The sequence below is a fragment of the Aquicella siphonis genome (genome assembly GCF_902459485.1).
Taxonomy (GTDB): domain Bacteria; phylum Pseudomonadota; class Gammaproteobacteria; order DSM-16500; family DSM-16500; genus Aquicella; species Aquicella siphonis.
This window is the reverse complement of the sequence record NZ_LR699119.1, coordinates 197,577-222,471: the sequence shown is the minus strand read 5'-3', so window position 1 is coordinate 222,471 and position 24,895 is coordinate 197,577. Positions and strand designations below refer to the sequence as shown.

Sequence of the window (24,895 nt, the reverse complement as noted above, 5' to 3'; positions counted from 1 at the left end):
TGGCTCAACGAAAAGTCCGGAGAGTTCGCTTCTGCAGTATGTTGTCCTGCGTATAAGTCAACAAGGCGTCACATTTTAATTCCCACAGATAACCCGCCGCGCCACCCGGGAGATTCGCAAATGGCCGCACACCATCCAGGGTATATTCCCTGTAAACCTGCGATCCCAGCAAGAGACTTGCATTCTTCAGGTGATGCATGATGCCAAGCTCATTGTAAATGTTGGTCAATTCACTCACCATAAATGAAAAACCTTCGTCCGCGGCCAGCGACATGGCCCTGAAGTTTACCTGCTTTGACAAGCCATTTTTACGATAGTCCTCATCAACCGCGGTGATAAACAGATGGGCGACATGCTTTTTTTGAAATTGCTTTCCATGCAGAAAGCCGCTGGTCAATTGCTCGAGAAGGGCGAAGATATATTTGAATTTGGGACTGACATTAAAAGTCATGGGCAAGGGATCAACAATATCTTCGGTCAGCGCGCATGCAATAACCTTGCCGCCATCCAATGCCACGATGCTCAGACCATCATTCGCCGCTTTTTGCACCACAGCCCTGGCAAAGGGGGCAAACGAATCATAATCCATATTGACATAACGAGTCATGGGTTCGGAATCACAAAACGAACGTATAAACATGCTGGCCGTCCTGTCCACATGAACAGGCTGCAGGATTTCATAGGAATATCGATGATCAATATCGATTTGCTGTAAAATCTGCCGCGCTTGTAAATCGGTTATTTCCTTGCTTGAAATTACGCAATCCATATGTCTCTTCCATCAAAACCATTGTGTCAAATACCCGGGTCGCTGGCGACACAGCCAAACATTGTTACCATATTTAGACGGGTAATATTAATATCATACCACGCCTCTGAAAAACGCGTATTAACAACCCATGCGCTCGATTGGGCATTGAGGCGCCGCCATTCACGGCTTCCGTTTTAATGACAGGGTCAAACGGAATTTGCCAACCGGTTCATCGCCATATTTAGAGGGCACTGTTGCGATAACACTCAATGTGACATTCTGCCGTTCACCGGTTTGGCGCGCCAGGGCAACCGTGTCCGCAATAATCCGCCCCTCATCACAGGCAAAAAAAGTATCTCCTTCGCAGCGCTTCAAAAAATCGGCACCAAAGTCCTTGAATACGAATGTGAACTTCTCTTTTTGTCCATGGAATATATTCATCGCCAGCGTGCCGCCGGCCAGTTCTGCCCCTACACACAAAACGCCAAAATACATGGAATTAACATGATTCCGGGTACGCCTGTTGAACCGCATCATGATTACAGCCCGGTTCTCGCTTATTTCGACTATCCTCGGCTTGAGCCAGAACACCATAGGCAGCCTGATCAGGCTGAACATCCATAGTAATAGTGTTTCACGCCATAAAGTTTTATACATGCAAATTATTTCCCTAATTAGTTCATTAACAGGCCCGGTCTTATTCCGCAGCAAACCGCTTGATCACTCTATCCGCAAAATCCCGCGTGGATTGCCTAAGCAGGGCCTTGCAAAGCAAACTATACAGCTCTTCACAAAAAAAATGAAACCGGATAAGCATTAACGAGAATCTGGCACAGCTGTTACGATCGTTTGTGCATTGCGGATGTTTTTCCCGCCTCACTATCCATATTTTGGCGATAGAAGTCATTTATCATTTTCATGACCTGAATCACATCCTGCTTGGATTTAATCTCAGCCAGCCCATTGGAATCAATTCCGCATTTTATAAATGCCTGATTGATTGCATGATGCAGGGATGTCCTAGGCTGGATTTGATGGTTAGCGGGAGTAAATAAGTTGGCAAATGACAGTATTCGGCCCTGATAGGGCTGTACAAAATCTGCGATTTCCATCAATACATTTTCAATATTAATCGTCCTCGGGTGAGAAAGAACTTTGCCCGTTTGATTATCCATTTCAATATACTGATCTATCAGACTGCAGAGCGCGGGATCGCGCAACAGATATAACTCTGTTAGAAAATACTGTTTTGCAATGTATTGGACTGCCTGCTCAACGGGATGCAAGTGGGAATGAAATGCGTTCTCGGAAAATTGAAACGTGATCCATTCCGCTTGCTCTCTGTTTTCAAGCCTGACAACGCCTGTGTGCGTGTCATAGGTAATCTTCACCCCTGAGAAGGCATCGACAAACAATTCCCCTTTTTCATCCGGTCTGGTAATAAGAAAAACCTGCATGCTTTCGACGTCATTGAATACATGCCTTTCGTCCGGATTATCATCAATAATCATATAGTAGCGAACATGCATCCCCTACCCCGTTCACCGCCTTGATCACGGCGGTTCTTATTTAATTAAGTATAGCAATAAAAGAGTGACGAGGTTGCCATCCAGCCGGCGCAAATCAATTTAAACAATTATATTTCAATACGATACATGCTTGATTCCTTTCACGCGCACATCCGCGCCGTTTTCGCTCTGCGACGCCTCGCTGATGGGCAATGTTTACTTTGGTCATTCAAGCGATCCCGGACCTTCCCGTCCAATGTTTCGATTTGATCAGCCCGGGATCGCATAGAATGCCGCTTGAAAATCCACGGCAAGTCAATCAGTATATCAGTCCATTTTTGTCGGATCAGGGGTCAGAGCAATTTTGCCCCTACACTCTCAACGAATATTCAATCACAAGGAAGACATATGTCACTCATATCAAGACTCCATAGAAATCCCTTACATAACACCGCTCATTATCATCCCTACATGGCAAGATATCATGAAGAGGGATTCACCGTTCTGGACCATTACCGGCATCTTCGTCAAATCCTGTTCATCTATCAGGCATTGGAAATAAAACTCCAGGATCCGGCGTTCTCCCCCAAATTACCGGACGATTTAGATTTATCCTTCGCACTAAACCGTTCGGCCGCGATTCAAAATGACCTGGCATTCCTCAAGCCATTGATCCCTCTCGTCTATCAAAATGAAATCCTGCCCGCCACACGTGAGTATGCGGAACAAATTCGCAGCATCGATGTATCCACCAATGAAGGCCGAAACCAGCTTTTTTCACATTTCCTGATTCGAATCCTGGGCGATCTGTTCGGCGGCCAGGGACTGAAATCCTGTGCCATTACGGCATATCAAAAAGCGGGAATTTATCAGGATAAGGATCCTGTTCCGGGCACAGAGCAATATCATTTCAGACCGGGAGCGTTAAAGGATTTTTCATCCTGGCTGAACAGGCTTGAGTTAAATGACGAACAGGAAAATGACATCGTGAGACACGCGGACGATGCTTACCAAAAACACATCAATCTATTCTCGGATCTGGAATCAACACGTCCGGCCAGCGCGGTCCCGAAGCCCTTCACAGCCAAAACCAGTGTCGCGCAGAATACTTCCAGCTTTTTCAGCTGCAATACATTGACAAAAGCCGCGGCCGTCGGCGCCCTGGCTCTGTCCACGGGGCTGGTAATCACCGCCGCCATCACCCGCCTCACCTAATGATTGGCGGCAGCCCTTAAGCAAGAGAGGGCAGGCGAAATCAAATCCGTCTGCCCTGCTTTTAACTTCCCACCCTCCCTTCCGCTTTTATCCTTGCGCATCCTTTACCTGATTCATATTTTGTTCCACATCAAGCGACGGGATCCTGACAAACGGATCCGTGTCCTTTTCATAATTGATTCCCTGGACGTTGAAGCCGAACAACCGGTAAAACTCATCGCAGTACCCTTTCACGTCAGTCAATTCTTCCAGATTCTCGGTGGTGACAGCCGGCCAGACCGACATGATTTGCTGCTGCACATCCGCTTTCATTTCCAGGTCATCAATGCGGATATATCCCTCTCCATCCCGCGCGGGAGGCTGTGACGCATACAAATGATCATGGAACAATCGATATATCTGTTCGATGCAGCCTTCATGCGTGCCTTGTTCTTTCATGATCCTGAACAGGATGGAAATATAGAGCGGAACAACAGGGATTGCCGCACTGGCCTGTGTCACCACCGCCTTGTCTACCGATATCACGGCTTCACCCCGCAGTGACTGCAATTTACGATCCAGCTTGTCTGCTGTCGCCTTCAGATGTTCTTTGGCCTTGCCAATGGTTCCATCCTTATAAATGGCATGCGTCAACACAGGACCAAGGTAGGAATAGGCCACCGTCTTGATCCCCTCGGCAAGCAAGCCTTCCTCGGCAAGATAATCAATCCACATTTCCCAGTCTTCGCCGCCCATGACCGCGACAGTATTCGCTATCTCTTCTTCATTTGCGGGTTCAATGGTGACGTCCTTCACCTCGCCACGAAATGCGTCAATGGATTTGCCGCTGAAAGATTTTCCAATCGGTTTTAACACGGAAGAAAAAACCTGACCGGTCAGCGGGTGGGTACGGCGGGGCGAGGCGAGGCTGTAAATAATCAGATCGACTGTACCCAGATCATTTCGAATAAGCTGCGCTGTCTGTTCCTTTATTTCATGGGAGAATGCGTCGCCATTAATGCTTTTGGCATAATAACCTTCTTCCTGCGCAAACCTTTCAAACGCGGCGCTATTGTACCAGCCGGGCGAAGCGGTGCGCTTTTCATCCGCCTCCTTTTCAAAAAAGACCCCTATGGTTTTGGCGCCCGCCCCGAACGTTGCAGTAATGCGGCTGGCCAGCCCATATCCGGTCGACGCGCCTATCACCAGCACATTCCTGGGGCCGTTAATCGGACTTCTGGATTTCACGAATCGAATCTGTTCCTCAACGACCCGGCTGCATCCTTCGGGATGAGCGGTAGTGCAGATAAAACCTCTGATTTTTGGCTGTATGATCATGTTGGTTCCCATTTATAATGCGGTTATCAAAATGCAAGGCGCCTAGTTTACCAGCATAGGCTGTAGAGTTGTAGCATGGCCGGCTTGTCGCGGGGCTTGCCTGCCGCTGCACGATAGTAAAACTCGTCTCCGCACAGGTCCATTCGGGTTCAACGTCAAAGAACAGCATGCCATTGTTGTGCAGCGCCCGGCATTACACTCTGTTTAAAGATGAGGATTGTTTCAACTGATTGCGCATCCCAACCCCGTTTCGATCACCAAAACACACAAATGATCCTCTTCCATCCATGAGCGCGCCATTTATCTCAAGAAAATAACTATGTCTCGCGGCCAGAATGTCGCACATTCCAAATTTTAAAAAAACACCGGAAAAAATGCTGTGAAAATTTCATGATATACTCGTGTTAATCCCAATCTGTTTCATGAAAAATAAGAACACAGTGAATGACACTGATACACGATCTGATATTACTAAGTATAATCCCTAATAGTTCTATACTTTTTTGAACGCTAATGTTAAATTTATTCATTGTTAACAATTGAAAGGAAACTACGTCATGGCAAAAGCAAAAACCGCAGCAAAAAAGAAAGTAGCTAAACCACGGAAGAAAGCAGCAAGAAAAACCAAAGTTGTAAAAGCCAAAAAGGCAGTCAAAAAAACAACGGCAAAGAAACGCTCCGCCGGCCGCAAGAAAGCCCGCCCTGCTGCCAAGAAGAAGAAAGCTGCGAAGAAGTAGCTTTCAAAATTGGGCCCAGCCCGCTGGGCCCAATCTTCCACTCACGGTCATACCTTCCCACCCACCGCCTGTATACCGACATTCCAGACTTTATTGATTCTCTCAACACATTTGAATACTCATGTTAAGATATGAACAGTTATCCCGGCTTCGTAATAAAAAATATAGGTTATGATAATCAATAAACCCTTTTCAGCTGTCTACATTGCCAATCCTGAATTCATAAACGAACTTTGCCAAGAGCTTGGCAGCGTTTCAGCCATCATGGATACGCTGGTTTTTTCAGCAATCCAAAAACCGAATGTCTGTTTCGCTAGAGACGTATGGCTGGATCCGCATCTGGTAAATTTCCATTCCATTTCAGATGCCGTGAAAACGCTTCGTGCCGCCGGCAAATTCTGGCACATGCACCCGGTTACTCATATCAGACGCGCCCATCTTATTCAGGAACAATTACGCAAACTCCCAAATCTTGAGAGAGCTTTTCCTGTCGAAAATGACATTCCGGAGATTGGCTGCTACAGCCTGCTGGATAAAAACACCTTGGTTTACAGTGTAAAACGCTGGAAAAAATGGCCGATGGGGCATTGCCGATTTATTGAAGACAAGACCCATCCGCCAAACCGGGCTTACCTAAAATTGTGGGAAGCACTCACACTGCTCGATCACTACCCCTGCCCTGGAGAGATTGTTTATGATCTTGGCGCATCACCCGGTGGATGGACTTATGTGATGCAGACATTGGGCGCACATGTCACCGCTATTGATAAGGCGCCTCTGAATGACCGTATTGCGCACCTGCCTAATGTGCAGTTTGTTAGAGAAAGCGCATTCGCTCTGGATCCGGTTAAACTGCATAAAAAAATAGACTGGCTGTTATGCGATATCGCCTGCTATCCCCAACGATTATATCAGCTCGCCTCCAGCTGGCTTGCCAGCGGCCTCGCCAGACAAATGATTTTCACCATCAAACTGCAAGGCGCAACCGATTTGGATATGATAAAAAAATTTCAGGCTATCCCTGATTCCAGAACACTTCATTTATTTCATAACAAACATGAAGCCACATTCATTCATCCCGCGCCGGCTCATTTGTTTCCCCGTTTCCATGTAAACACACTGCCAACCCGGGAGTTGAGGCAAGAAAATGAAGACCCTGATCAAAACGTCTGAACCGACGCCCATTGATTATGCCTGTGTTATTTATTATCATGACCCCTTGATAAAGGTTGATAAATAATCATGAGAATACTCTGCGTCATACCAAGCCGTATCAATTCAACACGTCTTCCGCGCAAACCGCTTTTGCCTATTCAAGGCAAGCCCATGATCCAGTGGACTTATGAAAACGCATCACGCTGCAAAGTCCTCACCGACCTGATTGTCGCGACCGACAGCCATGAAATTGCCGATGTAATCACCCGAATCGGGGGTAAAACCATGATGACCGATCCGGATTTACCCACCGGTTCCGAACGGGTCGCCGCCGTGGCGGAACAACATCCGGATATGGATGTCATTATCAATCTTCAAGGCGACGAACCCTTTATCAAGCCTTCCATGCTCGAAAAGCTGATATCGCCCTATCTCGCGGGCGAAACACCCGAGATGACCACTCTCGCATTTCAACTGGACAGGAAAGTCAAATATCATGAGCCTGGCGCGGTGAAAGTAATCACTGATTTGCAGCAAAACGCCATTTATTTCTCACGCTCCCCCATTCCCTACTACCGCACACAGGAACAAGCTCCTGTTTATCATCACATGGGCTTATATGCATTCCGGCGCGACTTTCTGATGCTTTATAAAGACCTTCCACAAACCCCCCTGGAAAAAGTGGAAAGCCTGGAGCAATTACGCGTGATCGAACATGGCTACAAGATTCGTGTCTGCCTGACCGATGAAAAAACCCTGGAAATCAATACACCCGAAGAATACGAACAAGCGCAGCGATTTGAATACGCGAACTAGAATTTATCTCCCCCTTGGCGGCAAGCGCAGATTTACTCCGCGCACAGCCATCTAAATCGAGAGTGTTCATTGAACTGTGTCAGTCCTTTAACACCCGACCTCATCACTTCAGCTCAATGACTACTACCCTGACAGGATGACCGCTGATATTTTCGTCAGAGTGCAGCTCCCCTGGCACATCGCGCGGCAGATAATAGACCATATCTTTTTTCAGGCGCAATTCATGCGACTGATTTCTATCAGTGGTGACTTTCAGGATGCCTCCAGACAAGGCAACAAGAATCCGGTCGCGCTCATGACGATGCAGTTTCAGCGTTTGATTCCGCTCGGGATAAATAATGGTTTCCCAGACAGACACCTTGTCATTCGCCAGCCTAGGGATGCGGCGGGTCGCCGGTTCGGCTTGACAAGTTGTTGTTAAAAAATAACAAAACAAGGTTGACAGCGCTAGACATGTTTTACGCATAAGATTCTCCTAAGCTCATGGACATATAATTCGGATGTTAAACACGATTTTTTTTGGCATAGTACTTTGCCCCATCATAATTGGACAGGCGTAACACATGCTAGACGCACAAAGCACCACCCCTGAAATAGTCGGCGCACAAACCATTGCGCACTCCCCGGCCCATCCCCGTGGATTATATTTGCTGTTCTTTGTCGAGCTATGGGAACGCTTTGGGTTTTACACCCTCCAAGCCATTATCATCTTGTACATGACAAAAGCCTTGCTCATGCCGGATACGGAAGCCAACCTGCTCTATGCCGCTTTCAGCGCCCTGTTATACCTCACCCCCACCCTGGGCGGTTACCTGGCAGACCGCTATTTCGGATTTCAACGCGCGATTTCGATAGGCGGCGTCTTGTTCGTTATTGCTTACCTTTTATGCGCCGCGGACAACCGGCAAATATTCTTTCTGGGATTAAGCCTGCTTATTTGCGCAAATGGCTTCTTCAAACCCAATGTTTCCAGCATAGTGGGTGAATTATACAGTCAGGGGGATCCGCGGCGCGACAGCGGATTCACTCTCTTTTACATGGGCATCAATATCGGCGCGCTAATTCCGCCTCTTATCGCAGGCGCACTGGTGGTGCGTTACGGCTGGCATGCCGGATTTTTGCTGGCGGCAGCGGGGATGGCTATTGGGCAACTGATTTTCATGTGGGGCAAAAAACAGTTGGGCGCCGCCGGCGCCCGCCCCAATGGTAACCCGCAATTTAATATTTGCGGATACAAGTTATATGGCTTGCTGACGTCGGGCATCATCGTCACTGCCGGCTTGTGCCTGCTTGCCTTCCGGCACCCGCAGGCAACCACGTATATCATTTCATCCGCTGCCATCGGCATATTCCTCATTGTGACATTTTATCTGTTCAAACAGCCTGGCGAGCAGCGCGGCAAAATGCTGGCCGCCCTGATCCTGATCGCGATATCATTTGCCTTCTGGTCGCTCTACAATCAGGCATTCACTTCGCTCATGCTGTTTGCGGACCGCAACATGATACCGCGCTTTCTGGGATTGCCTTTTGATGCTGAAGCGACACAATTTTTTAATCCCTTTTTCATTCTCGCCCTAAGTCCGCTGCTGAGCCGTGTCTGGATACGCATGGACAAGGCGGGATGGAATCCCTCCACACAAATGAAATTTTTCCTGGGTGTATTCTTCATGAGCGCCGGTTTTTTTCTGCTGGCACTGGGAGCGCGCTATTTTGGGATGAACGGTTACCTCTCGCCCTGGTGGCTGGCTGCAAGTTATTTATTACAAACCATGGGTGAGTTACTGATCTCACCCATAGGCCTGGCAATGATCACGGTACTTTGTCCGCGTGAACTCACCGGCATGATGATGGGAGTCTGGTTCTTCGCCCAGTCCGCCTCATTTGCCCTGGGCGGTTATCTTGCGAACATCGCGGCGGTACCCGCCAATGCCGGCGCCGCAACCTCATTGTCTATTTATACTCATGCTTTTATCGTCTATGGATGGATTGCCCTCCTTATGGCGGTTGCCAGCTTCGCGTGTATCCCTCTGTTAAACCGCATGATCAGGGGCAAAACTGCCTGATCCGATCAGGCCGGCATAAACGCCGGCCTTTCGCCAGCCAGACGCCAGATTGTTCATCCATCGGGCAAATCCGGCGGATTTTACCTTCAAGGTCTAATTATTCCCGGGCAATTCAACCACGAAGTAGCCATTCACCCCCCGTATCATGTAAGATATGCCACCTTTTTAAACGCATCACATCAGGTGAGAACAGTGGCCGAACAATTACGTAATATTGCAATCATTGCTCATGTTGACCATGGCAAAACCACTCTAGTGGACAAGTTATTACAACAGACCTCCAGCATCAGCAAAAAACAGACAACTGAACGCGTCATGGACAGCAATGACCTTGAGCGTGAACGCGGCATCACCATTCTTGCCAAGAACACCGCGATTAAATGGCGCGATTACCGCATCAATATTGTGGACACCCCCGGGCACGCCGATTTTGGCGGCGAAGTGGAGCGCATTCTTTCAATGGTAGACTCTGTTTTATTACTGGTAGACGCGGTTGACGGCCCCATGCCGCAAACCCGCTTTGTCACCCAGAAAGCCTTTGCCCGCGGCCTGCATCCTATTGTCGTCATTAATAAAATTGACAGGCCGGGCGCGCGCCCTGACTGGGTCATGGATCAGGTGTTTGATCTTTTCGACAACCTGGGCGCCACCAATGAACAATTGGATTTTCCTGTGGTTTATACTTCCGCGCTGCTGGGCTTTGCGACGCTGGACCTGCACCAGAAAAGCGAGAATATGGATCCTCTGCTTGAGACCATCGTCAAATACGTTCCGGCGCCAAAAGTAGACCCGGACGGCCCCTTCCAGATGCAGATCAGCACCCTGGACTATTCCAGTTATGTGGGCATGATTGGCATTGGACGCATCACTCGCGGGCAGGTTAAAACAAACATGCCCGTGGCCGTCATAGACCGTGAAGGCAAGACTCGTTCCGGACGCATCCTGCAAGTGCTGGAATACCTGGGCCTGGACCGCAGTGAAGTTCCGGCCGCCTATGCCGGGGACATTATCGCCATCACAGGAATAGACGAGCTGAAGATTTCAGACACCTTATGCGACCCTTCGTGCGTGGAAGCCCTGGAGCCGCTGACCGTCGATGAACCTACGGTCAGCATGACCTTCCAGGTCAACACCTCACCTTTTGCCGGCAAGGAGGGCAAGTATGTCACCAGCCGCAAGCTGCGCGACCGTCTTTATCAGGAGTTGATGCATAATGTGGCCTTGCGCGTAGACGACACCGGCGATCCGGATAAATTCAAGGTATCCGGACGCGGTGAATTGCATTTATCCATCCTCATAGAAAACATGCGCCGTGAAGGTTATGAATTGGCCGTGTCCCGCCCTGAAGTCATCACCAAGATGGTCGACGGCGAATTACAGGAACCCTACGAAAACCTGACCATTGATGTCCCCACTGAATATCAGGGCGCCATCATGGAAAAACTGGGCAGCCGCCGCGGAGACCTGAAACACATGATGTCCGATGACAAAGGCCGAATCCGGCTCGATTATGTCATTCCCTCACGCGCTCTCATCGGCTTTCATATGGATTTTCTGACCCTGACATCGGGCACAGGCATCATGCACCATGTTTTCAGCCATTATGGTCCGGTCGCGAAAGGTGAAATCCCTCATCGCCAGAATGGTGTGCTGATTTCAAACCAGCAAGGCACCGCACTCGCTTATTCGCTTTTTAATCTTCAGGACCGCGGCCGCATGTTAATCAGTCCGCAAACGGAAGTCTATGAAGGCATGATCGTGGGAATTCATACGCGTGACAATGACCTGGTCGTCAACGTTTGCAAAGCCAAACAGTTGACCAACATTCGTGCGGCGGGCTCTGATGAAAACATCATATTAGTGCCGCCCATCCTCATGTCCCTGGAACAAGCTCTTGAATTCATCGAAGATGATGAGCTGGTTGAAGTGACCCCGGAAAATATTCGTGTGCGCAAGAAATTTCTGAAGGAACACGAACGTAAACGCGCCGCAAAATAACCGGAGCAGCGGAGAGTGTTCATTAAACTGCGTCAGCCCAATGAACACTCTCGATCAAGGCCGCTGCTCCAGCAGGAAGCGGCGGTATTATCGCATTATCTAACTATTGAGTCATTCGTATGGTCAGCAGCATGGATTCCAGGGTCAGACCGGGGCCAAACGCGCAGCTCCAGATGTTAGCTTGCGAACTCCCGGACCGGATATCTTCCCAGATTGCCTTCAAGACAAACAAAATGGTAGCCGAAGACATATTTCCATATTCGCGTAAAACCGAATACGCATAACGGTTATCGTGTTCGGAAATGGACAAGGCTTCTTCACATGCCTTAAGGATTTTTTTACCTCCGGGATGAATGGCGAAAATCTGAATATCACGCATGGACATGGCTTGCCGGCGCAGAAAGCGCTGTATGAAATCGGAAATGCCAGAGTGAATTGCCTGCGGCACATATGAAGACAGGACGATATCAAATCCGCTGTCAGCAATTTGCCAGGCCATTTCCTGGCTGTGCTGCGGCAGCAAGTCGCAGTGAAAGGCTTCCACCCGAAAGCATTTTTCCCGGGATGTCTCCGCCTCTATCCATACCGCCGCGGCACCATCCGCAAAAATGGCATTGGAAATCATGCTGTCCATGGAATCATTTCTCTGAAAATGCAGGGTGCATAGTTCCACGCTCACCACCAGCACTTTTGATTCCACATCCGCCCTGACAATGGCATCGGCGCATTTGATGGCATTAAACACGCCATAACAACCCATAAAATTAATGCAGGTGCGTTTGACATTCGCATCCAGATTCAGGGCATGCACCAGCTCAATATCCAGTCCGGGCGCATACATGCCAGTACAACTGACCGTGATAAGATGCGTCACATCCCGCGGCTGACGTCGCGCGTCGCATTCCAGACAGTTTCTCACCGCGTCCATGGCGAGCGCCAAGGCATGACGCCGGTAAGCCTGCATGCGCGCGGCGGTGGACGGAAACGGGAGACTCGTGTCATTGGGAAAAAATTCATATTCACCCGGCTGGCGGCAAAAATCACTGATGACGCTATGACGAAATTCTATCCCGGTCGCGCGATAAACTGATTTTAACAGCCGCGTCTCTGCCGGCGGCAGTTGCAGAGCTTTGGCAACAATCTCGGCAGCAGCCTGTTGTGATTGCTTGTACGCCGGCGCGGCTGTTCCTATGGCTGTAATTGCGGATTTCATCGAATTTCACTTCCATTTTAATGAGAAAAGCCGGCCGGGTTCATATCTTCAGCCAGTCGTTTGGCCGCGGACACGGCCGCGTCTTCGTAGGGAATAAACAGCAAGTCTGCTCCCAGATTTCTACTGATCTCGATTTCATTCTCATGATAAACACTCAATGCGATTTTTCCCTTATAGTGTGATTCCCGCAAGGAAGTAACCAATGTCTGGTTCGCATCTCGGTGAGGAATGGTGCTGACCACCCATTTAACCTGCTCCAGGGGGAGATGCTTGATAAATTCCACATCTTCTGCGTCGCCGTACTTCAATGAAATCGCTTGATTGTGCCAGCGAAAAATTTTTCTGGGATCGAAGTCAATCCCGAGAATCTTATAGCCATAATTTGCCAGTCTTTGCGCCATGTGTACGCCATGCCTCCCAAAGCCATATATGATGATGTCGACACTGGGAAGATGGTTGCTCGCATCCATATTTTCACGGTTGGCAGCCTGCCGCTGTAACACTCCCAGGAATGGAGACATCCAACGATAAAACGCGTTGGCATAAGTCATCATATAACTTGAAAATGCAATGGTCACAAGACCGATAAACGTCACCAGACTTTCCATGCCTGTATCAATATAGCCAAGATTTGCGCCCAGCGCGGAGAGTATCAGAGAAAATTCACTGATTTGTCCCATGGTCAATCCTGTCAAAAAGCTGGTGCGTTTCTTGAAGCGCAAGCTGCCCAGCATGATCATGACAATCAGAGGCTTCGCAAACAAGACAAATAGCGACAGAATGATGGCTGGCATGATCTCGGTTTCCAGCGCGTCAAAACGCAGGCTCGCTCCCAGGTTGAGAAAGAAAAACAAAAGCAGAAGATTGCGCACGGACTCCAGACGCGATGCCATGGCGTCACGATAATGCGAAGACGCGAGTGAAACCCCGGCCAAAAAACCGCCGACTTCCTTGCCAAATCCCAGGTATTCACCCGTCGCTGCAAGCATGACCGCCCATGAAAAGGCAAACAGAATAAGCAACTCCCTGGATTTCGCCAATTGCGCAAGCAATACTGGAAAAACCCAGCGCATGAGCACACCTAACATCAGGAGAAATCCCACACCTTTCAGCATCAAAATCAGCATGGCCAGGCCCAGTTGGCCATACGATGCCTCATGCAGGCGCAGGGCGGACAAAAAGATAATGGCCAATACCACCACCAAATCTTGCACAATCAGGATGCCAATGGAAATGCGGCCATAAAGTGAATCAATTTCTTCATTGTCTGAAAGAATCTTGATAATGATGATGGTGCTGGAAAATGTCAGTGTGAATGCTAGAAAAAAAGCAGGAACCGCATCGAACCCCAACGCCCAGCCAACCAGCCCGCCCAGGACCGTGGTCAAGACAATCTGGCTTGCGCCCGCAATCAGAGCGACACGCCCAAACGACCTGATTAAATTCAGATCGAGTTTCAGCCCGACAATAAATAGCAAGAGCGTGATTCCAAAGCTGGCCAGAACCTCAATCTCGCTTCGCGCCTTGATCCAGCTCAAAAAACTCGGCCCGGAAATGATGCCCACAATGATAAACGACAAAATGAGAGGCTGACGCAGATTCAGCGCGACAATGCCCACTACCACTGACAAAGCCATCAGGACAGCGAATTCATTAAATAACACGTTCACCATTAGACTCGTCCCTTAGCAGCGTCCTCTATCCCTGTGATCACGGCATTACACCAGAAAGATCTTGCCTGCCATTATCCACTTTCCAGGTTCACAATGGCAAATCTTCGTCTTTGGAGATATTCAAGCCGTTCGAAACAGAGAGATGTTTGACAATTTGCCGGCTCGCGCCGTAATGTCATTGAATCGGCTTATTACGAAACCACCAGGCGAACGCCATGACTGTCACCAAAAATATCGTCATCGAACCCGTGCGGACCCTCAAGGATAATTATGTATGGACCCTCATCAATCACAAACAGCTCACGGCAGTGATAGTGGATCCCGGAGAGGCACGTCCCGTGATTGATTTCCTGAATAACCGCCAGCTTTCCCTGCTCGCCATTCTGGTCACCCATCACCACTGGGATCATACAGGCGGCATTGCTGAAATATTGAATCACTTTGATGCGCCCGTTTATGGGCCCGCGGAAGAAAAAATTCCGCAAATAACCCATAGAGTGAGTGAAGGCACACAGATCAATATCACCGGCTTCCCGGTCAAGCTGCAAACACTGGAAATTCCCGGACATACTTCAGGGCATGTCGCCTATTACGGCGGTCAGATGCTGTTTTGCGGCGATACCTTGTTTGCGGCAGGCTGCGGCAGGATATTCGAAGGCACACCCGCGCAAATGTATTCCTCTCTGCAAAAGCTGGCCGCTCTTCCTGACGACACGCTGGTTTATTGCGCCCATGAATACACGCTCAATAATTTGCGTTTTGCAAAAACTGTAGAGCCCGGCAATCTCGCCATTGAGAAACGCATGGAAAAAGTCGAAAAACTGGTCAACAAAAACCTGCCTTCCCTGCCTGCTCTCCTCAACGAGGAAAAGGAAACCAACCCGTTTTTACGCTGCCATTTGCCTGAAATCAAGAGTGCGGTTGAAAGACGCCAATATCAGCACCTCAACGATCCGGTTGCTGTGTTCGCTGCGCTCAGGAAATGGAAAGATAATTTTCAGTGACATGAGTTTTCTCGCATCCAAATTGCCGGAGAAAATCTTCATCCTTGAACAGGGCGCTCAGGGAGCGGGCATCCGCCAGCCATTCCACGAATTGACGAGGAACAGAGGACGCGGCAACCGATGAAAGCTCCGCCAGGCTGATCTCGGCATACAAGCTCATTTCAGCAAACGACTCCGCCTGCCTGAGGGATTTCAATATATCTCTCTCCATACACTTGCTACGGATTTGGCCGGCCTTCAGATAGGAAAACAAGATGCCTGTCATATCGACGATCTCCGCATCCAGTCTTGCGATCAGGCCTGCTGCTATTTCCTTCAGCTCGTTCAGCGCCCTTTCTTCATCCAGGCCGCGCATCGCCTGTATTGCCTTTCTTTGTTCATGCCGTCTTGTGATGGGTTCTATTGCCCGGCGATAGCGCTCCCTCTCGTTCTGCCTACGCTGCTCCGTAGGTGTCACGACAAAACTGGAAAGATATTCGTATGCCTGAGAAACCAAGCGGTTTGCCTGTCGCAAGCGGTGATCAGCCGCATCGGCCACAGGCGCAAGCAAATATTCAAACAGAGCGCGGGTCGTACTCATAGGCTGCTCTCCTGTTTTAAAACACTATCCCGGAAACGGCCGTTTCTGGGATTATAGCCCTAAAACCAAGAACAGATGCAAGCACCCCGTAACCCTGCTGCGGCTGTGAAAGCGGTCATACGTTCCGTTCCGCCTGGAAATATATCCCGAAATTAGACCTCTATTCCTTATAAACCAGATCGAGTTCACGCGCAGCCCTCACATCATCCAGGCGTTTCACCGGAAGAGTGTGAGGCGCATTTTTCAATACGGACGGATCTTGTTTTGCTTCTTGCATGATTTGAATCATGGCGTCCGCGAAAGCGTCCAGGATTTCCCTGGTTTCGGTTTCTGTCGGCTCAATCAACAGACATTCAGGCACGAGCAGAGGGAAGTACATGGTGGGAGCGTGAAACCCGTAATCCAGCAGCCGTTTTGCCACATCCAAGGCAGTGATATGCATAGTCTTGGCTTCATTCTTCATGGTGATGATGAACTCATGGCTGGCGCGGCGGTCGGGATAAGCGGCAGTAAAACCCGCCGCGGTCAACCGGGCCATCAGGTAATTGGCATTCAAAGTTGCAAATTCGGACACTCGCTGCAACCCTTCCTTGCCTAATAATCGCGCGTAAAAATAAGCGCGCAGAAGTATGCCTGCATTTCCCATGAACGCCGACAATCGGCCGATGGTTTCAGGGCAGTCCTTTTCAGTAATCCAGCGATACTGGCTTCCTTCCCTGGCGACACGGGGAACAGGAAGATACGGCAACAGGCGTTCATTCGCCACCACCGGACCGCTGCCTGGTCCGCCTCCGCCGTGCGGAGTCGCGAAAGTCTTATGCAAATTCAGATGGACCACATCAAAACCCATGTCGCCAGGACGGGCCTTGCCCATAATCGCGTTAAAATTTGCGCCATCGTAATAAAGCAGGCCGCCTGCCTGATGGATGATTTTCGCGATTTCTTCAATTTTTTCTTCAAACACTCCCAGTGTGGAAGGATTGGTAAGCATGATTCCCGCGGTTTTGGGCCCGACCGCAGCTTTGAGAGCTTCGATATCCACGTTGCCGTCCGGCCCGGTGGGAATCTCGCGCACCTTGTAACCACACTGTACGGCGGAAGCGGGATTCGTTCCATGCGCCGCGTCTGGAACAAGAATTTCATCACGTTCCAGGTCATTGCGGGCACGGTGATAAGCATGAATCATGGCGACACCGGCGAACTCCCCCTGCGCACCCGCCATGGGCGACAACGCCGCGCCTTTCATGCCCGTCACTGCTTTCAGTATTTCCTGCAACTCATAAACGCATGCCATGAATCCCTGGCTGTTTTCTTCCAGCGACAAGGGATGATGATTTAAAAATCCATCCATAGATGCTATCCGGTGCACGCCGCGCGGATTATATTTCATGGTGCAAGAGCCAAGAGGATAAAAATGCGTGTCTATGGAAAAGTTTTTCTTGGACAAATTGGTGTAATGCCGCACTACTTGCAGTTCAGACGTTTCAGGCAAGGCCGGCGGATCCGCCCGCAGGATTGACGCGGGTATGTCATCACATGCAAGCTCTGAGTGCGTCGGCCATTGCGCCTTGGCGCCGCGGCCGCTTCGTGATTTTTCAAAAATTAGGCCGGACATGCGAGTTTTCTCCCCTCAAGGACATCGCGAAGATGTTTTGCAAATAGTTTGATATCATCAGTCGTTTTGGTTTCCGTCGCGCAAATCAGCAGACAATCGGACAGCTCGGGGTATTTCTGGCCGAGCGCATAGCCACCTTGTATTTTGCGGGCCGCCAGTTCTTTCAGCATCTGCTCGACCGGCTTGTTCAGCCTGACCACGATTTCATTGAAAAATGGCGCCCGGAACACAGCTTCCACACCGGGAATCGCTGTTAATTCCTGTTTCAATTCCCGCGTCCTCTCATGGCATAACGCTGCTGTTCGAAGCAAACCCTGAGGGCCCATGAGACTCATATAAATTGTGGAAGCGGTCACCATCAGCCCCTGATTGGTGCAAATATTAGAAGTCGCCTTGGCGCGCCGAATATGCTGTTCGCGAGCCTGCATGGTCAACACATAACCGCTTTTGCCCTCAACATCGACGGTGCGTCCCACGATTCGGCCGGGCATTTGCCGCACATGCGCTTTTTTGGCGCATAAAATTCCATAATAAGGGCCGCCGGATGCCATGGGAATACCCAGCGGCTGACCCTCGCCGCATGCGATATCCACGCCCTCCCTGCCCCATTGGCCAGGCGGTTTCAGCAAGGCCATGGCCATGGGATTGACCGCCGCGATGGAAAGAATTTCTTTTTCACGCGCCCAGTCTGTCAATTCGTCCACTTCTTCCAGCGCACCAAAAAAATTCGGTTGCGGTATCACGAAAGCCGCCACATCATCGTTCAATAATGTGTCCAGGGTGTTCATTTCTATTCTGCCGGTATCTTTGTGATAGGGAACTTCTATCAGCTTGATATTCTGCTGACCGACAATGGTCTGCGCGGCTTCACGATAATGAGGATGAATGGACCGCGGAAGCAAAATACTCGTCTTGTGTTTTTTGCTGCCCAGACGCACCGCCATCAGTATCGCTTCAGCAAGCGCCGAGGCGCCGTCATAGAGAGAAGCATTAGATACTTCCAGTGCCATCAGATTGGCCATCATGGTCTGGTATTCGTATATCAATTGCAGCGAACCCTGGCTGGCTTCCGCCTGATAAGGGGTGTATGCGGTATAAAACTCTCCCCGGGCGGCGACGTCCCATACAGCGGCAGGGATGTGATGTTCATAGGCGCCGGCGCCGATAAAGCAAGTCATTCCGCCATCCTGCTGCGCGCGTTCGCGCATGAGCCGTCCCAGTTCCATTTCAGAAATACCTGAAGGAATCCCTTCCAGTGAGGCTTTGCGCAATGAATCAGGAATTTCATCAAACAGGGTTTCCAGTTTCTGAATTCCTATCGTGTCCAGCATTTCCCTTACATCTTGCTCTGTGTGCGGTATGAACGGCATACAACTTCACCCCTCGGATCTCTTTTTGATATCAATGCGCTTCGGATGCCACGACCTTTGAATATTCATCCGCGCTCAATAATGCGGCCAAAACCTGATCATGCGGACGAACGCGGATCAGCCAGCCCTTTCCATACGGGTCTTCATTAATCAGCTGAGGGTTTTCAATCACAGCCTCGTTCACTTCCACCACTTCCCCGGAAATGGGACAATAGATATCAGCGGCGGCTTTAACGGATTCCACCACAGCGCATTCCTGCCCCCCGTCAAAACTGGACTCCACTTCGGGTAATTCCACATAAACCAGATCACCCAGCATGGTTTGCGCATGGTCAGTAATGCCTATCGTCAGATATTCTTCATCTTTTCTCACCCATTCATGGGTTTTTGTGTATTGCAGTTTTTGCGGTATGTTACTCATTATCGTTACTCCTAAAATACTTTTTTGCCATGGCGCACAAACGGCGGTTTGATGACTAGCGCCGGAACCTGCTTATTACGGATTTCAACAAAACACTGCGGGCCGGTTTCAACCGGAACCCGCGCCAGGGCAATGCTTTTTTCCAATGTGGGAGAATATCCCCCGCTGGTCACCTCACCCACACCATTTCCCGCGACTATCACTTTCTGATGATTGCGAATCACGCCCGGGCCATCCAGAACCAGTCCGACCAGCCGCTGCCTGAGTCCTTGTTCTGATTGTTTTTCCAGGGCTTGACGGCCGATAAATTCCCGGCTCTTCGGTTCCATCACCACTGTCCAGGCAAGATTGGATTCCAGGGGGGTCACCGATTCATCCATGTCCGAGCCATAAAGATTCAAGCCCGCCTCGAGGCGCAAGGTATCACGCGCACCCAAGCCGCAGGGAGCTATGCCGGCTGCGATACAAGCCTGCCACAAATCCGCAGCGGACACCGCCGGCAAAATCAATTCATAACCGTCTTCGCCGGTATAGCCCGTGCGAGCAACAAACCAGTCATTAAACACAACGAATGTAAAAGGCTTTAAGCTGCGTATCGCATCCAGCTGTTCGGGAGGAAATAACTGCGCAATCTTGTCTTTTACTTCAGGGCCCTGGATAGCAAGCATAGCAAGATCGGCGCGGTCCGTCAGGGCAACATCAAATGAGCCGGCTTGCATCCTCATCCAGGCAAGATCTTTCTCACGGGTACCGGCATTGATGACGACACGATATAAATCATGGCTGATTTTATAGACAATCAAATCATCAATCACACCGCCGCTTTCCTTCAGCATGCATGTGTACAGCGCCTTGCCTTCAACCAGTCTGTCTATATTATTTGCCAGCAGCTTGCGCAGGTAATCCTGGACGCCTGTCCCGCGCAAGTCCACCACACCCATGTGAGACACATCAAACATACCGGCATGCTGTCTGACCTGGTGGTGTTCCTGTATTTGCGAGCCATAGTGAAGAGGCATGTCCCAGCCTGCAAAATCAACCATTTTTGCATTGGCCTTGAGGTGTAAATCATAGAATGGTGTTCTTTTTGCCACAGATTTTTCCTTTATAGCTTAAGGTGTATCGACCCTGCCAGAGGGAGAGGAGTATAGCGTTTTAACATGGAAAACAGAAGAGGAAATGGGCATGCCGCCCCTGGCGCCGCTGCCGCCCTCTTCCTTTTTCTCCTGCGAACAAGAGGATATTCGCCTTGATTTCAGAATGTTAAGAATATCTTAAGTAATTATGCCTTATGATCACAGAAAGAAAGGCCAGGGAGGTGAACGAATGCCGTTAAATGATGAGCAAAAACGCACCATAGAAAAATCAATAGATCATTTACTAGATTTCCCGGCAGATCCCAGCGACTTCGTTAAGGATGAAAAATTACTCACCGATGCCTTCACCCAGCCCGAATCCCCGGATAATGAATTTTGCTGGCTAAAAAAATGCCTGGAAAATCCGGCCGTGTATTTTCAAAACATTTCCAAGATGGGCCCCGCCGTGACCCAGGGTGAAGTTCAGGAATACCTGATTGAATACATTACCCTATGCCTGAACCGCACCGGGAATCCCTGTCTTCTCTGGAATCCGGACACCCTGCTCGCCCCGCTGCGCGCAAGCCCTTCCTGGTCCAGCCACTTTGTCGCCGAAAAGTCTGTCGTGGATAATTTCGAGCACCCTTACGAGTTACAGGGACTGGATGGCAGAATTTATGACGGCATGATAGGAATGGATATTATTCTGGATTTCGAGATATCTGATGACGATAACAGTGGCGATGATGAAGATGACGATGCGGATGAAACGACAATAAGCGAATACCTGCGTTTTTATGTCACCGCCTCCATCAGGCTTGCTCCCGGCGAAACTCACACGGCGAAAATTTTTTTTGGCGATGCGATCCCTCGGCATGAATTCCAATCCGATGAAGACGAAACCCTCTATATCGAGACACTCAAACCTACCGCAAAAGCCGTCGCTGAAAACTATGCCGCGCGCTGTGCGCTGCAAAAATTAAGCGACTTGCGTCTGGTCACGAGGGATATAGCCGAACAGCAGGGCGCCGCGGAATTCAACAGGGGGTTTCAGGCGGATGACGAACAAGACAGCGATGATGCCGGCATCAACCATCACCTGGTCTTCCATGACATGGCTGTTTCTCAACCCGTCAGTGAAATCATCACGCATGTATATTATTTTGAAGAATTGTGTAAAGGTAATATTTCATTCACCGACGTGTTACAGGTATCCGGCAGCGCCGCGCATCATTTCACACAATCGCCTGTTATTGCATTGCTAAAGACCCGATTCGGAGGACTGCAATTTTCTGATTTACTGAAATTATCCAACCGCGCACTCCATAATCTTTCCCAGCCAGCCGTTTATGAATTGCTAAGCCGGAATCTTTGTTCACTGAATATTGCCTTCGGGTTGAACGATGCCGAATTAAGCATTGTCACTCATCCTGTCTATTATGCCATGCTGACGAACCAGCGAATCCACTTTCTGGATGTGTGCCGTGTCACCGATGAAAATTTCAAGCTTCTGATCTTGCCGCTGGTTGCCAATCTGATCCAGACCGGCGCGCTTCAATTTCTCGATGCGTGCAAGCTGCCCATCCACTTCAAGCCGGTCTTGATGTGCAGCATGTATGAACGATACTTCACAGCCAAATCCGTCCCCTGGCCTGCGTTTAGCCAAATCACTGAAGATCTGTCCCGCTGGATGCTAAACGGAAAAACCGCGAGAGGCGTCACTAACGGGTCACTTCCCATCACCGATATACTGAATTTTTCCAGCGAAACCATCCGGACTCTGGAAGCGCACCCCCGGTTTCTGGATTGGGTTGACTCAGGCCTGATAGAATGCCGGGAGCTGCATCCGCTGGATGGATATACATTTTATCGCCTTTATTGCAAGGCGTTCATCAAACGCCTATACCTGGCCGCCTGCGGCCACCCCGCACAAATCAACGGCCAGGCTGACAGTCTGCAAACCGTTCTCGACGATTTGTCCGGCGCAGCGGCGGATTGCTGTGTGACGGCAGAGACATTCAAGCAAAGCCTTTTGTTGCGATACGCAGTCTATATGAAATTTGAATTGAACCGGCTTCAACACGAATTGGAAGACCAGCCCTTATTGAATAAACCGCTTGATGCCTTGTTATCTCATCTGTCAGTGATAACAGATAATCCTCGCTTTGATGAAGATGACGACTGGACAGAGCACGTGGCCTGCGCCTTGAATCTGGCTGATCAAATACAGAAAACGCTTGCAACAGTCAAATTTCTTGATAACAAGGATGTTCCGGCTTCGCATTCCAACGTATTGTCTCTGTTTCACGTGAATGTTCCAGCCGATACTTCGCGCAATCACTGCCAGCTGTTAAATCAATGCTGTGAGCGGATACGGGTGATGGACATCCTGACAGTAAAAAAATCCTCACCAGTCCTGAAACAAATGAATTTTTAGCAGAAACACAAAAAGAAAGGAGCAGATAGCATGCCTCTTAACAGCGAACAAAAACGGACCCTGTCCAGCTCACTCATCCATCTCCTGGATTTCCCCGAGGATGAAACAGGATTTTTGCAAAAAGAAGCGGAAATCATTCAGGCTCTGGAAAATCCCGTTAATGCAGATCATGATTTTTACTGGATTCGCGAATGTTATTATCACCCTGCAGCACATTTTCAGGGACTTGACCGCCTGGGACCCGCTGTCAAAGTGGGGGAGATACAAGCATACATTCTTGATCTCATCACAGAACGTTTGCTGGCGTCCGGGCGGCAGCCATCGCGCTGGAACCGGGAATCCTTACGTCAGGCCATCCCCCAGGAAAATTGGACTGCGGATTTCAAGAGTGAAAGCGCTCCGGTTGACGGCGGTGACAATCCCTGGCAATTGCCGGTTCTGCGCGACAAAATCTACACCCAAGCCTTGCGGATTGCTGAAGACGTAGAAGTTCTGTCGGATGACCCGGACGATCCCTTGATCATTGTCAACCGCAGCGCCCATGTGGATGTGCAAATCAATCTGCCCGGATCCGGTACCATCACCCGCACAGCCCGCGTAGCTGACTTGCGTTCGAATTTTCTCGATGACCGCGAAGAAAATCTCTACATGCAAGACATTATCAAACGCGCCGAATCCTCCGCCCTGGATCTCGCCATGCGTTCAGCCATCCGGCATTTATCAGATAAGCTCCATCTTCATCATTATGCAAAGCGTCTTGGAACTTCCAATGGCGCGCGCAAAATTCTCACGCACCCTCATTGGCTGGCACAACTTGACAGCCGTGCCATCAACATCCAAACCGTCTTGTCCTTAAGTGAACGACAAGCGGACAACTTGCTCCATCCCACTGTCATCGCACTCGTTCAGCACGGCATCATGACGGTGGATATCGCGAAAGGAATGAATCAGGATGAAATGCTGGTTGTCACGCACCCGGTCTATTTTGAATTGTTAAAGACGCGGCAAATTGAATTGGCAGACATACAATCTCTCTCTTCAAGACGAGCGAGGTTATTGATCCATCCCGCCATAACCGCGCTCATTCAACGCGGAAAGATTTCCTGCCGTCAGATCATGACCATTCCGTATGAACTCAAGGACATACTGGTGAGCATGTTGTATGCGGACTTTTTCGCCCGCAAGAATGTTGACTGGAGTGAATTCAGCAAACTTCCCCATCCGCAATGCAGCATCCTGCTTGACAATGCGATCGCCAGCCTGATCATCAATGAAATTCTGCCCATCAATACGCTGGTCCTTTTGCTGAATCAGCATCCCGACACTCAGGAAGCCAAATTTCATTGTCAGGTCAGCGGATTTGCATCCCGTCTCTATTCGTTATGCATGAAAAATCCGCACTGGTTGAATTCCAGGGTTGACAACGTCAATGCTGTCAGCGAAGAAATAACGGGCATGGCGGCGAGCCTGCAAACCCAGCCAGAAGTCATGGCAGAATGGGTTTGCTATGAACTATGCGCCTCTCTTGAGCGAAACATGTCTAGGCGAATCAGTGAATTACTGGAGGGTGACAGCCGCATCGGGATTTATCAGCATTTTCTCGCGATCACACAAAAAACAACCCTGCCTGAATCGGCGAGCTGGATAGACGTTATGCATGAAATGATACAATATGCGCAAGCCATACAGTCCGGCTTGCGCTCGCCAAGGCTGGTCTCACTGGAAAGCGAAGATGCCGCCCCCGCGCGACATGATATGCGGCTGTTTGATCACGCCAGCAAAAAACGGCGCACGTCCACGCCGGATACAGACATTGCTGATTTCTGTACCTGCCTGCATGCATTGGATTCATTCATCAGTCCATATAAAACACCGCAAAGTAATTACTCGTTTTGCGCAATCTGAACATAGGCCCTGACAGAATAAGAATAATGTTATTTTTTGCC

Annotated in this window: 21 protein-coding genes; 9 read left to right on the top strand and 12 right to left on the bottom strand. The window is 49.6% G+C overall.

From position 1 onward, the window contains the following. Window positions 1-4: 4 nt before the first annotated feature. The 3 genes from AQULUS_RS01010 to AQULUS_RS01000 all read right to left on the bottom strand — a co-directional run bounded on the left by AQULUS_RS01010 (window position 5) and on the right by AQULUS_RS01000 (window position 2,280). Entirely contained in the window at window positions 5-769 is a 765-nt protein-coding gene (locus AQULUS_RS01010) for a hypothetical protein (RefSeq protein WP_148337768.1), read from the bottom strand. A gap of 162 nt (window positions 770-931) precedes the next feature. After that, on the bottom strand, window positions 932-1,408 hold the full coding sequence (locus AQULUS_RS01005; RefSeq protein ID WP_148337766.1) for a DUF4442 domain-containing protein: 477 nt from the start codon (window positions 1,406-1,408) through the stop codon (window positions 932-934). A 182-nt stretch (window positions 1,409-1,590) separates the two neighbouring features. After that, window positions 1,591-2,280, bottom strand: coding sequence for a hypothetical protein (locus tag AQULUS_RS01000; RefSeq protein WP_148337764.1), 690 nt, complete (start codon window positions 2,278-2,280; stop codon window positions 1,591-1,593). Between the two features lie 387 nt (window positions 2,281-2,667). On the opposite strand from AQULUS_RS01000, the gene AQULUS_RS00995 reads away from it, so the two are divergent. Continuing rightward, window positions 2,668-3,474: a biliverdin-producing heme oxygenase gene (locus AQULUS_RS00995; RefSeq protein WP_148337762.1), complete on the top strand. Its 807-nt coding sequence runs from the start codon at window positions 2,668-2,670 to the stop codon at window positions 3,472-3,474. 87 nt (window positions 3,475-3,561) lie between these two features. On the opposite strand, the gene fabV is transcribed toward AQULUS_RS00995, so the two are convergent. Beyond that, on the bottom strand, window positions 3,562-4,791 hold the full coding sequence (gene fabV / locus AQULUS_RS00990; RefSeq protein WP_148337760.1) for an enoyl-ACP reductase FabV: 1,230 nt from the start codon (window positions 4,789-4,791) through the stop codon (window positions 3,562-3,564). Window positions 4,792-5,348: 557 nt separating this feature from the next. On the opposite strand from fabV, the gene AQULUS_RS00985 reads away from it, so the two are divergent. The 3 genes from AQULUS_RS00985 (at window position 5,349) to kdsB (ending at window position 7,499) form a co-directional block, all read left to right on the top strand. Then, window positions 5,349-5,528: a hypothetical protein gene (locus AQULUS_RS00985; protein ID WP_197737266.1), complete on the top strand. Its 180-nt coding sequence runs from the start codon at window positions 5,349-5,351 to the stop codon at window positions 5,526-5,528. 171 nt (window positions 5,529-5,699) lie between these two features. Continuing rightward, window positions 5,700-6,701: an SAM-dependent methyltransferase gene (locus tag AQULUS_RS00980; protein ID WP_148337758.1), complete on the top strand. Its 1,002-nt coding sequence runs from the start codon at window positions 5,700-5,702 to the stop codon at window positions 6,699-6,701. Between the two features lie 69 nt (window positions 6,702-6,770). Then, entirely contained in the window at window positions 6,771-7,499 is a 729-nt protein-coding gene (kdsB, locus tag AQULUS_RS00975; protein ID WP_148337756.1) for a 3-deoxy-manno-octulosonate cytidylyltransferase, read from the top strand. A gap of 103 nt (window positions 7,500-7,602) precedes the next feature. Here the strand turns inward: kdsB and AQULUS_RS00970 are convergent, their stop codons facing one another. Further along, the gene (locus AQULUS_RS00970; RefSeq protein ID WP_148337754.1) at window positions 7,603-7,965 is read right to left on the bottom strand and encodes a cupin domain-containing protein; all 363 of its coding nucleotides are present in this window, start codon (window positions 7,963-7,965) and stop codon (window positions 7,603-7,605) included. A 97-nt stretch (window positions 7,966-8,062) separates the two neighbouring features. Here AQULUS_RS00970 and AQULUS_RS00965 point away from each other — a divergent pair, with 97 nt between their 5' ends. Together AQULUS_RS00965 and typA are read left to right on the top strand one after the other, a co-directional pair. Continuing rightward, window positions 8,063-9,562 (top strand): peptide MFS transporter, encoded by a 1,500-nt coding sequence (locus AQULUS_RS00965; RefSeq protein ID WP_148337752.1) that lies wholly within the window; start codon window positions 8,063-8,065, stop codon window positions 9,560-9,562. 192 nt (window positions 9,563-9,754) lie between these two features. Continuing rightward, complete coding sequence (typA, locus tag AQULUS_RS00960) at window positions 9,755-11,560, top strand: translational GTPase TypA (RefSeq protein WP_148337750.1); 1,806 nt, start codon at window positions 9,755-9,757, stop codon at window positions 11,558-11,560. 103 nt (window positions 11,561-11,663) lie between these two features. On the opposite strand, the gene AQULUS_RS00955 is transcribed toward typA, so the two are convergent. After that, window positions 11,664-12,773: a type III polyketide synthase gene (locus AQULUS_RS00955; protein ID WP_148337748.1), complete on the bottom strand. Its 1,110-nt coding sequence runs from the start codon at window positions 12,771-12,773 to the stop codon at window positions 11,664-11,666. A 17-nt stretch (window positions 12,774-12,790) separates the two neighbouring features. Continuing rightward, window positions 12,791-14,446: a cation:proton antiporter gene (locus AQULUS_RS00950; protein ID WP_148337746.1), complete on the bottom strand. Its 1,656-nt coding sequence runs from the start codon at window positions 14,444-14,446 to the stop codon at window positions 12,791-12,793. A 215-nt stretch (window positions 14,447-14,661) separates the two neighbouring features. On the opposite strand from AQULUS_RS00950, the gene gloB reads away from it, so the two are divergent. Continuing rightward, on the top strand, window positions 14,662-15,450 hold the full coding sequence (gene gloB, locus AQULUS_RS00945; RefSeq protein ID WP_148337743.1) for a hydroxyacylglutathione hydrolase: 789 nt from the start codon (window positions 14,662-14,664) through the stop codon (window positions 15,448-15,450). Here the strand turns inward: gloB and AQULUS_RS00940 are convergent. From AQULUS_RS00940 to gcvT, 5 genes are all read right to left on the bottom strand, one after another. Next, entirely contained in the window at window positions 15,422-16,030 is a 609-nt protein-coding gene (locus tag AQULUS_RS00940) for a hypothetical protein (protein ID WP_148337741.1), read from the bottom strand. The two genes, gloB and AQULUS_RS00940, sit on opposite strands and share 29 nt — an antisense overlap. 160 nt (window positions 16,031-16,190) lie before the next feature. Next, a complete protein-coding gene (gene gcvPB, locus AQULUS_RS00935) occupies window positions 16,191-17,645 on the bottom strand; it encodes an aminomethyl-transferring glycine dehydrogenase subunit GcvPB (protein WP_148337739.1) in 1,455 nt (484 codons plus the stop codon). Then, entirely contained in the window at window positions 17,633-19,015 is a 1,383-nt protein-coding gene (gcvPA, locus tag AQULUS_RS00930) for an aminomethyl-transferring glycine dehydrogenase subunit GcvPA (RefSeq protein ID WP_148337737.1), read from the bottom strand. The genes gcvPB and gcvPA overlap by 13 nt, the downstream gene beginning before the upstream one ends. A 31-nt stretch (window positions 19,016-19,046) precedes the next feature. After that, window positions 19,047-19,436 carry a glycine cleavage system protein GcvH gene (gcvH, locus tag AQULUS_RS00925; protein WP_148337735.1) on the bottom strand — a complete coding sequence of 130 codons (390 nt, stop codon included), beginning with the start codon at window positions 19,434-19,436 and terminating at the stop codon, window positions 19,047-19,049. A gap of 11 nt (window positions 19,437-19,447) precedes the next feature. Then, window positions 19,448-20,530: a glycine cleavage system aminomethyltransferase GcvT gene (gene gcvT / locus AQULUS_RS00920; RefSeq protein ID WP_148337733.1), complete on the bottom strand. Its 1,083-nt coding sequence runs from the start codon at window positions 20,528-20,530 to the stop codon at window positions 19,448-19,450. A 232-nt stretch (window positions 20,531-20,762) separates the two neighbouring features. Between gcvT and AQULUS_RS00915 the strand changes: the two genes are divergently transcribed. Both AQULUS_RS00915 and AQULUS_RS00910 read left to right on the top strand, forming a co-directional pair. Further along, window positions 20,763-22,949 (top strand): hypothetical protein, encoded by a 2,187-nt coding sequence (locus AQULUS_RS00915; RefSeq protein ID WP_148337731.1) that lies wholly within the window; start codon window positions 20,763-20,765, stop codon window positions 22,947-22,949. Between the two features lie 30 nt (window positions 22,950-22,979). Further along, window positions 22,980-24,854 carry a hypothetical protein gene (locus tag AQULUS_RS00910; protein ID WP_148337729.1) on the top strand — a complete coding sequence of 625 codons (1,875 nt, stop codon included), beginning with the start codon at window positions 22,980-22,982 and terminating at the stop codon, window positions 24,852-24,854. Window positions 24,855-24,895: the final 41 nt, after the last annotated feature.